The following is a 12,940-nucleotide window of genomic DNA, read 5'->3' as shown; positions in this document are numbered from 1 at the left end:
GCCTTCCGTTCGTGGGCCGTCTGTCAGAGGGCGTCCGGGCCGCGTTCGCCGGTCCGGACCCGGACGGCGGTGTCGACCGGAACGCTCCAGACCTTCCCGTCACCGATCTTGCCGGTCCGGGCGGCCTTGACGACGACCTCGATGAGCTCTTCGGCGTCCTCGTCCTCGACGAGGACCTCGATGCGGATCTTGGGGACCAGGTCGACGGTGTACTCGGCGCCCCGGTAGACCTCGGTGTGGCCGCGCTGCCGCCCGTAACCGCTGGCCTCGGTGACGGTGAGCCCCTGGACGCCGAAGGCCTGGAGGGCCTCCTTGATCTCGTCCAGCCGGTGGGGCTTCACGACCGCGGTGATGAGCTTCATGCGTCCACCTTCTTTGCCTTCGGTGCTGCCGTCGTGTCGGGGGCGGGGGCGGTGGTGCGGGAGACCGAGCCGCCGCCGGTGCCGCTGAAGTCGTACGCCGTCTCGGCGTGCTCGACCTGGTCGATGCCGGAGATCTCGTCGTCCTCGGAGACCCGCATCCCGATCGTCTTGTGGATGGCCAGGGCGATGACCGCGGAGACGACGAGAGAGTACGCGAGGACCGCGACGACACCGACGACCTGCTTGCCGAGCTGTTCCACGCCGCCGCCGTAGAAGAGGCCCGCGGCGTCGGACTGGACGCCTCCGGTGGCGAAGAAGCCGACCAGGACGGAGCCGAGGATGCCGCCGACGAGGTGGACGCCGACGACGTCCAGGGAGTCGTCGTAGCCGAACCTGTACTTGAGGCCGACCGCCATGGCGCACAGGACACCGGCGATGACGCCGATCGCGAGGGCGCCGAGCGGGGAGACGGAGCCGCCCGCCGGGGTGATGGCGACGAGGCCGGCGACCGCGCCGGAGGCGGCGCCGAGCGTGGTGAAGGAGCCGTGGCGCAGCTTCTCGTAGATCAGCCAGCCGAGGACCGCCGCGGCGGTGGCGACCTGGGTGTTCAGGAACATGACCGCGCCGACGCCGTCATCGTTGCCGAGCCAGGATCCGGCGTTGAAGCCGAACCAGCCGAACCACAGGAGGGCGGCGCCGAGCATGACGAGCGGCAGGCTGTGCGGCCGCATCGGGTCCTTCTTGAAGCCGATGCGCTTGCCGATGACCAGGATGACGCCGAGGGCGGCGGCACCGGCGTTGATGTGGACGGCCGTACCACCGGCGAAGTCGATGACGCCCATCTCGAAGAGCCAGCCGCCGGAGCCCCAGACCCAGTGGGCCACGGGGAAGTAGACGACGGTGACCCACAGGACGATGAACAGCGCCCACGCGGTGAACTTGACGCGGTCGGCGAGCGCACCGCTGATCAGGGCCGGGGTGATCACGGCGAACATCAGCTGGAAGGCGGCGAAGACGTACACGGGGATGGTGGTGCCGTCCCACAGCTCGTTCAGGCCGATGCCGCTCAGGCCGACGTAGTCGGAGCTCCAGCCGACGACGGAGCCGACGTCGGAGCCGAAGGCCAGGCTGAATCCGTAGAGCACCCACAGGACCGTGACGATCCCGAGGCTGATGAAGCTCATCATCAGCATGTTGAGGGTGCTCTTGACGCGGACCATGCCTCCGTAGAAGAAGGCCAGGCCGGGGGTCATGAGCATCACCAGGGCCGTGCAGATGAGCATGAACCCGGTGTTGGCGGCAGACAGCTCAGGGGCGTCTGCGGCAAGCGTCGTGATGCCTGGGGGCATCGGCGTCTCCTCGTCGTCGGTGCGGCCGCGGCGTGCGGGGGAATGCTGCGGGACCACTGGGGAACAGGTGCGGGCCGGTTATGAGCCACGAGGTTGACGGAGGGCCGTTTCATGGGATGCCGCACGATGTTTCGTGAGCGTGACGAAGAGGGGTCGCGTGTTACGGCCGAATGAATCCGGGGTGGCGCGTCCGGTGCGCTGCCTATCCTGCGGCGCACGCCGCATACGGTGCGGTCGAAACGCCTGCGGGGGCGGTCCTTCGGCCCGGAAAGCACGAAACCGGCCACGGCGACCCTCCGTGTGACCAGGCGATGGGGGAGCCGAGTCGGGGTGTACGGAAGGGGCGCCGCGGCCGGGGCCTCGGGTGCCGGTCAGACCGCTTCGGCGGTCTCCGGCAGCTGTTCGTGGAGCAGCTCGGTGAGCCGGGCGACGTCGGCGACATCGCCGAAGTCCCTGGCAGCGGTGTCGACGGTCTTGCGCAGGCGGGTGTTGACCCGCTCGGAGCGGACCTTCCTGGCGATCTTCAGGGCCTGGCCGGCGAGCACGGTGGACTGCTCCGGCTCGCGCTGGAGGAGATGGACGGTGGCCATGCCGATGAGGTTGAGCGCGTAGGAGCGCTGGTGCTCGTCGTCCTCGCCGAACAGTTCGACGGCCTTCTCCATGACGGGCTCGGCGAGCGAGGCGTAGGTGGGGCTGCGCCCGGCGACATAGGCCAGGTCACGGTAGGAGTGGGCGTTCTCCCCGTTCAGCTCGGCCTCGGAGAAGAAGCGGATCCAGTCGGGCTCGGGCTCGCCGTCGAGACCGGCGTCCAGGAAGGTGTCCTCGGCCATCCGGACGGCCCGCTTGCACTTGCTGGGCTGCCCCATGTTGGCGTAGGCGCGGGCCTCCATCGCATACAGCATGGCCTGGGTCCGGGAGGTGGCGCAGTCGCGGCTGCCGTACTGCGCGAGGTGGATCAGCTCCAGGGCGTCGTCGGGGCGGCCGAGGTGGATCATCTGGCGGCTCATGCTGGAGAGGATGTAGCTGCCGAGCGGTTTGTCGCCCGCCTCCTTGGCGGCGTGCAGGGCGAGCACGAAGTACTTCTGGGCGGTGGGCTGGAGGCCGACGTCGTAGCTCATCCAGCCCGCCAGCTCGGCCAGTTCGGCGGCGCAGCGGAAGAGCCGCTGGGCGGTGGGGCCGGGCTGGGGCTCCTGGAGCAGGTCGGTGACTTCGTGCAGCTGCCCGACGACGGCCTTGCGGCGCAGTCCGCCGCCGCACTGGGCGTCCCACTGCCGGAACATCGCGGTGGTCGACTCCAGCAGGTCCAGCTCGGGCCGGGAGAGCCGGGAGGGGCGGTGGTCGGCGGCCGGCGCCTCCGGTTCGCCGGTCCCCTGTACGGGTACGGGCACCAGCCAGCGCTGCATCGGCTCGATGAGCGCGGGCCCCGCGGCCAGCGCCAGCGAGCTGCCGAGGAAGCCGCGCCGGGCGAGCATCAGGTCGCTGCGGGAGAACTCGCTGAGCAGGGCGACGGTCTGCGGGCCGGCCCAGGGGAGGTCGACGCCGGCCACCGAGGGTGACTGGTGGGCGGTGCGCAGTCCCAGCTGCTCGACGGCGACGACGGCGCCGAAGCGTTCCGAGAACAGCTCGGAGAGGATGCGCGGGATCGGCTCCCGGGGCTGCTCGCCGTCGAGCCAGCGCCGCACCCGGGAGGTGTCGGTGCTGATGTGGTGGGCGCCCATCTGCCGGGCCCGCCGGTTGACCTGGCGCGCCAGCTCGCCCTTGGACCAGCCACTGCGCACGAACCACGAGCCCAACTGCTCGTTGGGACGCTTTCCGGCATCCGTGTCGCCTGCGCCGCTGCCACTCACTGGAACGCCCCCATCCCGCTGAAACCTCATCGCGCGAACCGTTGTCAGAATGCCGTGCATCGGTGCTGTCCGTAAGGGAGTTGGCTGCCCTCGAACAGGAAATCGGGTTGCCTGCGGCATACCCGTGGGTGCACATACTCCCAGAGTCCGTGTACCGACGGTAATCCTACGATCACCCCTCTCGCGAGGGGGATTGGGAAAACGCCACCATTCGCCACCCCTTCGAATGAACCCGACTGCCGCTGTGCGCGCTTGACTTGAGGGATCAGCGACCGAGGGCGAGCGCACGGAAGCACTCGGGGGCGCGTACACCGTGTCGCACTCCCTTTCGCACCACCGCGCACACCACTCGATCGAGTAGCAGCGACGGAGGGTTACCCGAGCGACGCGGGTCGTAACCACCGGCGAGCCGTACCCGTTGGAGGGGGCATGGGCTTCACGATCGGCGGCATCCGGGAGATGCGATCCGGTGCGCGGCGACGCCACCGCGGCACCGAGGGCACGGCGGTGGCCGAGTACACAGGGCTGTGGGGCTGGGCGGTGGCGCCCGGAGCGCGGGCCGAGGCCGGCGCCTGCTCGTGCGGCGATCCGGTGTGCCCCTCCCCCGGCGCCCACCCCCTGGGCTTCGCCGGGGAGGTTCCGGCGGGCACCGGCCTGGACCGGGCGGCGGACGCCTGGGCCCGGACGCCCGGGGCCGCGATGCTGCTGCCGGTGGGACGCTCCTTCGACGTCCTGGACGTCGCGGAGCAGGCCGGGCGGCGGGCGCTGGTGCGGATGGAGCGGATGGGGCTGCCGCTGGGCCCGGTCACGGTGACGCCGACCGGGCGGGCGCAGTTCTTCGTCGCTCCCGGGGCCGCCGCCGAGCTGCCCGAGCTGCTCTACCGGATGGGCTGGGACGACGCGGGCCTGGACCTGCGCGCCCTGGGCCCGGGGACGCACATCACCGCCCCGCCGTCCGACCTCGGCGGCCTCGGCCCGGTCCGCTGGCTGCGGTCCCCGGTGCTGGACACGGCGGCCGCTCCCCCGCAGGCGCGGCTGCTGCTGGGGACCCTGGCGTACGTCTGTCACCGCTCGTAGCGCCCTGAGCGGACACGGAAACGGCGGACGGGCGGCGGGCTCCTCGCGGGAGCCGCCGCCCGTCCGCCGTACCGGATGCGGGGCGGTTCAGTCGCCGATCAGGGCGTCCACGAAGGCGCCCGGCTCGAACGGGGCGAGGTCGTCCGGACCCTCGCCGAGGCCGATCAGCTTCACCGGTACGCCCAGCTCGCGCTGGACCGCGATGACGATGCCGCCCTTGGCGGTGCCGTCGAGCTTGGTGAGGACGATGCCGGTGATGTCCACGACCTCCGCGAACACCCGGGCCTGGACGAGACCGTTCTGGCCGGTGGTGGCGTCGAGGACGAGGAGCACCTCGTCCAGCGGGCCGTGCTTCTCCACGACGCGCTTGACCTTGCCCAGCTCGTCCATGAGGCCGGTCTTGGTGTGCAGCCGGCCCGCGGTGTCGATGAGGACGACGTCCGCGCCCTCGGCGATGCCTTCCTTGACCGCGTCGTAGGCGATCGACGCCGGGTCGCCGCCCTCGGGACCCCGGACCGTACGGGCCCCGACGCGCTCGCCCCAGGTCTGGAGCTGGTCGGCGGCGGCGGCGCGGAAGGTGTCGGCCGCGCCGAGCACCACGCTGCGGCCGTCGGCGACGAGCACCCGGGCCAGCTTGCCGGTGGTGGTGGTCTTGCCGGTGCCGTTGACGCCGACGACCATGACGACGCCGGGGGTCTCCGCGCCGCCCTCGGTCTTGACCTCGCGGTCGAAGTCCGGGCCGAGCAGGGTGATCAGCTCCTCGCGGAGCAGGGTGCGCAGCTCTTCCGGGGTACGGGTGCCGAGCACGCGGACGCGCTCACGAAGCCGCTCGACCAGCTCCTGGGTGGGGGCGACGCCGACGTCGGCGGTGAGGAGGGTGTCCTCGATCTCCTCCCAGGTGTCCTCGTCGAGGTTGTCCCGGGAGAGCAGGGTGAGAAGCCCCTTGCCGAGCGAGTTCTGCGAGCGGGCGAGCCGGGCGCGCAGGCGGACGAGCCGGCCGGCGGTGGGCTCGGGGACCTCCAGCGCGGGGGCCTCGGCGACCGGAGCCTCCTCCTCCACGGGCGCGGTGGCGTCCGGGAGGCCGACTTCGTCGATGGTGCGCCGCGCTTCGTCGCGCGGCGTCTCGGCCTCCTCGCCGACCTGCGGTTCGGCGGGAGGGGTGATGGTCGGCGTGCTCGGGGGCGGGGGCGGCAGCTGCTTCTTCTTGCGGCTGCCGACCACGAGCCCGCCGACCAGGCCGACAGCGACCAGGGCGATGACTACAGCGAGGATGACGATTTCGACGAGTTCCATAACCCGTCCAGTATCGGCCACGGCCGTCCCGCGGGCGCTGCCCCGGAGTCCCCCGGCGATCCGATGGCCCCTCTATGCACCTTTTGGCCGTAATGCAGACATGGACCCCTACACTTCTGACGCCCCGTCAGGTACGGTGCGGCCGCCCGATCGCGCAGTCCGCCCGCCTGCCCGTACAGCCGCCCGCTCCGGCGAAGGGACGCCCCCGATGGCCTTCACAGTGGTCCGGTTCAATCTCGTCGAGCCCGACGCCACCCCCGTATCGCTCTCGGCCCGCTACCGCGCCGCCCTGGAGATGGCGGCGTACGCGGACGAGCACGGCGTCGACACGGTGCAGACCGAGGAGCACCACGGGGTGGCGGACTCCTGGCTGCCGTCCCCGTTCACCTTCGCCGGAGCGGTCTTCGGCGCCACCCGCCGGATCGCGGTGACCGTCTCGGCGATCATCGGGCCGCTGCACGATCCGCTGCGGCTCGCGGAGGACATCGCGGTGCTGGACCTGCTCAGCGCGGGCCGGCTGGTGACGGTGGCGGGGATCGGCTACCGCCCGGAGGAGTACGAGCGGGCCGGGGCGGAGTGGGGCCGGCGCGGCAGGCTCCAGGACGAGCTGCTGGAGACCCTGCTGGCGGCGTGGACCAGTGAGCCGTTCCCGTACCGGGGCCGTACGGTACGCGTCACCCCGCGCCCGTACACACGGCCGCACCCGATGCTGCTGGTCGGCGGCAGCTCGCGGGCGGCGGCGCGGCGGGCGGCCCGGCTGGGGCTGCCGCTGTTCCCGAGCGCGCATCTGCCGGAGCTGGAGGCGTACTACCGGGAGCGGTGCGCGGCCCACGGGACGGGGGGCTTCTGCATGATGCCCGCGGAGCGCACCCCGCTGCTGCACGTCTCCGAGGACCCGGAGCGGACGTGGGCGCTGTACGGGGAGCACCTGCTCCACGAGGCGCGGACGTACGCCTCCTGGCAGTCCGAGGACATCCGCTCGGCGGTGCGCTCGGCGGCGACGACGGTGGCGGAGCTGCGCGAGGAGGGGGTGTACCGGATCGTCACGCCGGGAGAGCTGGCGGGGCCGGGCGCCGAGAGCCTGGTGCTGCATCCGCTGTGCGGCGGGATGCCGGTGGAGGAGGGGTGGCGGAGTCTGCGGCTGTTCTGCGACGCCCTGGCCCGGGAAAGGCCGGCGGCCCCGGCTCAGGCGTGAGCCGGGGCCGCCGGTGAAGAAGGAGAGGGGCAGCGGGGATGAGCCCGTCTCCTCCCGTACGGGGGAGGGTCAGCCCATCTCCTCCAGCGTTTTGCCCTTGGTCTCCCTCACGAACTTGAGCACGAAGGGGATCGAGAGCACGGCGAAGCAGGCGTAGATGATGTACGTCCCCGAGAGGTTCCAGTCGGCCAGGCTCGGGAAGCTGGCGGTGATCGCCCAGTTGGCCATCCACTGCGCGAAGACGGCGACGCCGAGGGCGGCGGCGCGCAGGCGGTTGGGGAACATCTCACCCAGGAAGACCCAGACGACGACGCCCCACGACAGGGCGAAGAAGAGTACGAAGACGTGGGCGGCGACCAGCGCCGTCGCGCCCTGGGCGGTGGGGAGCTTGCCGTCGACGAGGTCGGCGGAGAAGGCCCAGGCCTCGACGGCGAGCGCGACCGCCATGCCGATGGAGCCGACGAGGGCGAGCGGCCTGCGGCCCACCCGGTCGACCAGCACCATCGCGATCACCGTGCCGATGATGTTGATGATCGAGGTGGTGAACGAGTAGAAGAACGAGTCGGTCGGGTCGATGCCGACGGACTGCCACAGCGTCGCCGAGTAGTAGAACGCCACGTTGATGCCGACGAGCTGCTGGAACATCGAGAGGCCGATGCCGACCCAGACGATCGGCAGGAAGAAGAAGCGGTTGCCGAGCAGGTCCTTGAAGGAGGACTTGTGCTCGCGGTGCATGGCCGTCTCGATCTCGGTCACGCGCGCGTCGAGGTCGATCTTGTCGCCCTCGACCTCTTCGAGGATCTTGCGGGCCTCGGCCTTCTTGCCGACCGAGATGAGGAAGCGCGGGGACTCGGGGATGGCGAAGGAGAGAAGCCCGTAGAGGACTGCCGGAACGACCATCACGCCGAGCATCCACTGCCAGGCCTCCAGGCCCAGGATCTCGCCGCGCTGGTCGCCGTCGGCGATCTGGAGGACGGCGTAGTTGACCAGCTGGGAGACGGCGATGCCGATGACGATCGCGGCCTGCTGGAAGGAGCCGAGCCGACCGCGGTAGGCGGGCGGGGAGACCTCGGCGATGTAGGCCGGGCCGATCACGGAGGCCATGCCGATGGCGAAGCCGCCGATGATGCGCCACATCGCCAGGTCCCAGAGCGCGAACGGCAGTGCGGAGCCGATCGCGCTGGCGGTGAAGAGCACCGAGGCGATCTGCATGCAGCGGATGCGGCCGATCCGGTCCGCGATCCGGCCGGCCGTGGCGGCGCCGATCGCACAGCCGATCAGCGCGATGGCGATGACCTGGGCGAGCGTTCCGGATCCGATGTCGTACCGGTCGCGGATCGCCTCGACGGCGCCGTTGATGACGGAGCTGTCGTAGCCGAAGAGAAAGCCGCCCATCGCCGCGGCCGCGGTGATGAAGATGACGTGGCCGAGGTGCTCCGGGTGGGCCGCCCTCGCCCCGGACTCGGGTCCGTTCGCTGTGCTGCTGGTCACGTGAACTCCTGATGCCTGGCCGGGGGGCAGACGTGGGGTGTGAGCCTTCCCAGTGGCGCACACCATCGGTCTCGCCACCACTTGAAGACCAAGTCAACTTTGCAGAGGGTATGCGTTCAAGAAACGAAGTCAAACAGCGGGTCTGGTGCCGTGTACCCCGAGGTGCGCAAAAGGTGCGTTGAACCTCTGATGATTCGGTAAAGAGTCAGCGCAGCCGCTGGCTGATGACCTTCGAGACCCCGTCGCCCTGCATGGACACGCCGTACAGCGCGTCGGCGACCTCCATCGTCCGCTTCTGGTGGGTGATCACGATCAGCTGCGAGCTCTCCTGGAGCTCCTCCATGATCCGGATCAGCCGCTGCAGATTGGTGTCGTCGAGCGCGGCCTCGACCTCGTCCATCACGTAGAACGGACTGGGCCGGGCCTTGAAGATCGAGACCAGCAGCGCCACCGCCGTCAGGGAGCGTTCGCCGCCCGACAGCAGGGAGAGCCGCTTCACCTTCTTGCCCGGCGGGCGGGCCTCGACGTCCACGCCGGTGGTCAGCATGTTGTCCGGGTCGGTGAGGATGAGCCGGCCCTCGCCGCCGGGGAAGAGCCGGGAGAAGACGCCCTCGAACTGCCGGGCGGTGTCGTGGTAGGCCTCGGTGAAGACCTGCTCGACCCGCTCGTCGACCTCCTTGATCACCTGGAGCAGATCGGCCCGGGTCTTCTTCAGGTCTTCAAGCTGCTCGGACAGGAACTTGTGCCGTTCCTCCAGCGCCGAGAACTCCTCCAGCGCGAGCGGATTCACCTTCCCGAGTTGCTGGTACGCCCGTTCGGCCGAGCGCAGCCGCTTCTCCTGCTCGGGCCGCCGGTACGGCTTCGGCTGGTTGCGCGGGTGCTCCGGATCCTCCGGCAGCTCCTCGCCCTCGGCGGCGGGCGACGGCGGCACCAGCTGATCGGGCCCGTACTCGGAGATCAGCCCCGCCGGCTCCACGCCCAGCTCCTCCAGGGCCTTCGTCTCCAGCTGCTCGATCCGCAGCCGCTTCTCCGCACCCAGCACCTCGCCCCGGTGGACCGAGTCGGTGAGTTTGTCCAGCTCGCCCTTCAGCTCCCGGCCCCGGTCGCGCTCGACGGCCAGCTCGCGCTCCCGCTCGCCCTTCGCCGCCTCGGCCGACGTCCGCTCCTGGTCGGCCCGGACGAGGGACACCTCGACGTGCGCCAGCAGCTGACGGGCGCCCGAGGCCACGGCGGAGGCGACCTCGGACTCGTACCGCAGGCGGGCGCGGCGCTGTTCGGCACGGGTGCGCGCCTCGCGTTCGGCGCGGGCGGCCCGGTCCAGCCCATCGGCGCGCCCGGCCAGCGCCTTGACCCGCTCCTCGTGCGTACGGGCCTGGAGCCGGGCCTCCATCTCGGTCTGGCGGGCGTTGGCGCCGTCGGCGGCGAGCCGGTCCCGTACGGAGGTGTCGGGCTCCTCCTCGGCCGGCGTCTCCTCGGCGACCAGCAGCCGCTCGGCCAGCTCCTCGGCCTCCTCGGTGGCCCGCTCCAGGGCTTCCTGGGCGCGGGCGGCGGAGGCGGTCATGCGCTCGGCCTCGCCCGCCGCGCTCCGGGCCGTCCCGGCGAGCCGCCCGAGCTGCTGGGCGAAGCCGGACTTCTCCCGCTCGGCCGCCCGGCGGCGCTCCCCCAGCTCCTCGACGAGCGCGGCCTGCTCGGTGCGCCGCTGCCCCGCCCGGCGCTGGGCCTCGGCCAGCTCCTCGCACCGTACGGCCAGCTCGGCCAGTTCGGCGGCGGCCTCGTCGACGGATGCCTGCACCTCCAGCAGGCTGGGCGCCCCGGCCGACCCGCCGTGCGCGAAGTGGGCGGAGAGCACGTCCCCCTCCCCGGTCACCGCGGCCAGCCCGGGGTGTGCGGCGACCAGTTCCTCGGCGTCCTCCAGCGTCGCGACGACCACCATGTCCGCGACGAGGCGGCGGACAGCCCCGACCAGCGCGGCGGGCCCGCGCACGAGGTCGGCGACGGCGGGCGCGGTGGTGGTGAGGGTGGCGCTCCCGGTACGGCCGTGGGCACCGGCTCCGGCATCCGTACCAGCCGGCACACCGGCATCCGTACCACCCGGCACACCGGCTTCCGTGCCGCCCGGCACACCGGTCTCCGAACCGGCCGGCACACCAGCTTCCGCACCGCCCGGCACACCGCTCTCCATGCCGCCCGGCACACCAGCTTCCGTACCGCCCGGCACACCGCTCTCCGCACCGCCCGGCACACCGCTCTGCGCGGGCAGCTGGGCGGCGGCGCACTCCGCGCCCGGCACCTGTTCGCCGCCCTGCCCCGGTACGGGCACCGGCTCCCCACCCAGCAGCATCGCCGCGCGCCCGGCGTCCCGTTCGCGCAGCAGCCGGATCGCGGCGGCGGCGGTGGCCGGGTCCGTGACGGCCACCGCGTCCGCCGCCGTGCCGAGGGCGGCCGCGACCGGGATCTCGTACCCGGGCTCGACGGTCAGCAGTTCGGCGGCGGGGCCGAGGAGTCCGGCCAACCGGTCACGGGCGCCGAGCAGCGCGCCCGTGCCGTCCTTGCGGCGGAGCCCGAGGGCCAGTGCCTCGTGCCGGGCCGCGACCGCCGCCCGCCTGCGCTCGGCCGCGGTGGCCTCGTCGCGGGCCGTGCTGTGGGCGGCCTGGGCCTCGGTCAGGGCCCGCTTGGCCTCCTCGTGGCGGGCGGTCAGTTCCTCGTCGACGCCGTCCAGCCCTTCGACCTCGGCCTTGAGCTGCTCGTACTCCTCCTGGGCGGTGACCGCGCGCTCCTGGGCCTCGTCGCGGGAGGCCGCCAGCCGGTCGATCTCGGCCTGGGCCGAACCGGCCCGGCTGCGGGCCGCGTTGACCTGGCCGTTCAGCCGGGCGAGCCCTTCGCGCCGGTCGGCGATGGCGCGGGCCGCGTCCTTGAGCCGGCGTTCCTCGGCGGCCAGTTCGCGTTCCAGATCGGCGCGGTGGGCGACGGTGTCCTCCAGCGCGTGTTCGGCCGCCTCCAGGGACGCCGTCAGCTCCGCCTCCTGCTCGCGGATCCGGGCCGCCTCGCGCTCCAGGTCCTCGGGGTCGCGACCGCGGCGCTCCTCGGCGGGCGCCTGGGAGGCGCTGCGGACCCGGGCGTCGGCGAGCGAGATCGTGCCGCGGACCCGCTCGGCGAGCTGGGAGAGCTCGTACCAGGTCTGCTGGGCGCGCTGAAGCCGGGGCGCGAGGCGGCGCACCTCGCCCTCCAGCTCGGCCTCCCGGGCGAGCGCCGTCCTCAGCTCGGCCTCGGCCGCGTCCTTGCGCTTCTTCAGCTCGGCCTCGTCGGCGATCTCGTCGCGCAGCGCGTCCCGCAGGGTCACCAGGTCGTCGGCGAGGAGCCGGAGCCGGGCGTCGCGCAGATCGGCCTGGATGACGGCGGCCCGGCGGGCGACGGCGGCCTGCCGGCCGAGCGGTTTGAGCTGGCGGCGCAGTTCGTCGGTGAGGTCCTGGACGCGGGCCAGATTGGCGCCCATCGCGTCGAGTTTCCGCAGCGCCTTCTCTTTCCGCTTGCGGTGCTTGAGCACGCCCGCGGCTTCCTCGATGAAGGCCCTGCGGCCCATCGGGTCGGCGTGCAGGACGGAGTCCAACTGGCCCTGTCCGACGATGACGTGCATCTCGCGCCCGATACCGGAGTCGGAGAGGAGTTCCTGGATGTCGAGCAGCCGGCAGGTGTCGCCGTTGATCTGGTATTCGCTGCCGCCATTGCGGAACATGATCCGAGTGATCGTCACCTCGGCGTACTCGATGGGCAATGCGCCGTCGGAATTGTCGATCGTCAGTGACACTTCCGCGCGGCCGAGCGGCGGTCGCCCGGTCGTCCCGGCGAAGATCACGTCTTCCATCTTGCCGCCGCGCAGGGATTTGGCCCCTTGTTCCCCCATGACCCAGGAGAGCGCGTCCACCACATTGGATTTGCCGGATCCATTGGGTCCGACGACGCAGGTGATCCCCGGTTCGAACCGCAGGGTGGTGGCGGACGCGAACGATTTGAAACCACGCAGGGTCAGGGCCTTGAGGTGCACGCCGCCGGACTCTACCTTTCGCTCTCGGTTTCGCTGATGAAGGTGCAGGGCACATCAGACGGTAAGCGAAGGGGGGCAGGCCCGGGGGTGGCCGTCGGGCAAGGAAGACCGTCGGGCAAAGAAAAAGGGACGCCGAAGCGTCCCTGTGAATCTTGTCGGCTCCGCTGTGCTGCCGGCGTCGCCGTTCATCCAACGGTGGCCCGCGCCGTGCATCGTCGTACGACCGGACATCAGCATCCCCGGCGGTGCGGGGACCCCGGTGTTCGGGGACGGCGATCCGTGAC

The 12,940-nt window shown here is 71.8% G+C and carries 8 protein-coding genes; 2 read left to right on the top strand and 6 right to left on the bottom strand.

Annotated features, from left to right (window positions below):
- Positions 1-23: 23 nt before the first annotated feature.
- The 3 genes from IE145_RS15690 to nsdA all read right to left on the bottom strand — a co-directional run bounded on the left by IE145_RS15690 (position 24) and on the right by nsdA (position 3,558).
- Positions 24-362 (bottom strand): P-II family nitrogen regulator, encoded by a 339-nt coding sequence (locus IE145_RS15690; protein ID WP_189525662.1) that lies wholly within the window; start codon positions 360-362, stop codon positions 24-26.
- On the bottom strand, positions 359-1,711 hold the full coding sequence (locus IE145_RS15685; RefSeq protein WP_189525661.1) for an ammonium transporter: 1,353 nt from the start codon (positions 1,709-1,711) through the stop codon (positions 359-361). The genes IE145_RS15690 and IE145_RS15685 overlap by 4 nt, the downstream gene beginning before the upstream one ends.
- 371 nt (positions 1,712-2,082) lie before the next feature.
- Positions 2,083-3,558 carry a transcriptional repressor NsdA gene (nsdA, locus tag IE145_RS15680; protein WP_093442728.1) on the bottom strand — a complete coding sequence of 492 codons (1,476 nt, stop codon included), beginning with the start codon at positions 3,556-3,558 and terminating at the stop codon, positions 2,083-2,085.
- Positions 3,559-3,987: 429 nt separating this feature from the next.
- Here nsdA and IE145_RS15675 point away from each other — a divergent pair, with 429 nt between their 5' ends.
- Complete coding sequence (locus tag IE145_RS15675; RefSeq protein WP_189525660.1) at positions 3,988-4,635, top strand: bifunctional DNA primase/polymerase; 648 nt, start codon at positions 3,988-3,990, stop codon at positions 4,633-4,635.
- Between the two features lie 87 nt (positions 4,636-4,722).
- Here the strand turns inward: IE145_RS15675 and ftsY are convergent, their stop codons facing one another.
- A complete protein-coding gene (ftsY, locus tag IE145_RS15670) occupies positions 4,723-5,928 on the bottom strand; it encodes a signal recognition particle-docking protein FtsY (RefSeq protein WP_032770125.1) in 1,206 nt (401 codons plus the stop codon).
- Positions 5,929-6,136: 208 nt separating this feature from the next.
- On the opposite strand from ftsY, the gene IE145_RS15665 reads away from it, so the two are divergent.
- The gene (locus IE145_RS15665; RefSeq protein WP_189525659.1) at positions 6,137-7,123 is read left to right on the top strand and encodes an LLM class flavin-dependent oxidoreductase; all 987 of its coding nucleotides are present in this window, start codon (positions 6,137-6,139) and stop codon (positions 7,121-7,123) included.
- Positions 7,124-7,192: 69 nt separating this feature from the next.
- Here the strand turns inward: IE145_RS15665 and IE145_RS15660 are convergent, their stop codons facing one another.
- Both IE145_RS15660 and IE145_RS15655 read right to left on the bottom strand, forming a co-directional pair.
- Positions 7,193-8,614 carry a sugar porter family MFS transporter gene (locus tag IE145_RS15660; RefSeq protein ID WP_189525658.1) on the bottom strand — a complete coding sequence of 474 codons (1,422 nt, stop codon included), beginning with the start codon at positions 8,612-8,614 and terminating at the stop codon, positions 7,193-7,195.
- 205 nt (positions 8,615-8,819) lie between these two features.
- Positions 8,820-12,656 (bottom strand): SMC hinge domain-related protein, encoded by a 3,837-nt coding sequence (locus IE145_RS15655; protein WP_189525657.1) that lies wholly within the window; start codon positions 12,654-12,656, stop codon positions 8,820-8,822.
- Positions 12,657-12,940 lie beyond the last annotated feature (284 nt).

The organism is Streptomyces sindenensis (assembly GCF_014649035.1).
GTDB lineage: Bacteria > Actinomycetota > Actinomycetes > Streptomycetales > Streptomycetaceae > Streptomyces > Streptomyces sindenensis.
The sequence above is the reverse complement of the archived record's forward strand: the minus strand, read 5'-3'. Positions and strand labels throughout refer to the sequence as shown.

Coding starts and splice junctions, on each gene's coding strand:
- IE145_RS15690 (WP_189525662.1), bottom strand. CDS start 362: ATGAAGCTCATCACCGCGGTCGTGAAGCCCCACCGGCTGGACGAGATC.
- IE145_RS15685 (WP_189525661.1), bottom strand. CDS start 1,711: ATGCCCCCAGGCATCACGACGCTTGCCGCAGACGCCCCTGAGCTGTCT.
- IE145_RS15675 (WP_189525660.1), top strand. CDS start 3,988: ATGGGCTTCACGATCGGCGGCATCCGGGAGATGCGATCCGGTGCGCGG.
- ftsY (WP_032770125.1), bottom strand. CDS start 5,928: ATGGAACTCGTCGAAATCGTCATCCTCGCTGTAGTCATCGCCCTGGTC.
- IE145_RS15665 (WP_189525659.1), top strand. CDS start 6,137: ATGGCCTTCACAGTGGTCCGGTTCAATCTCGTCGAGCCCGACGCCACC.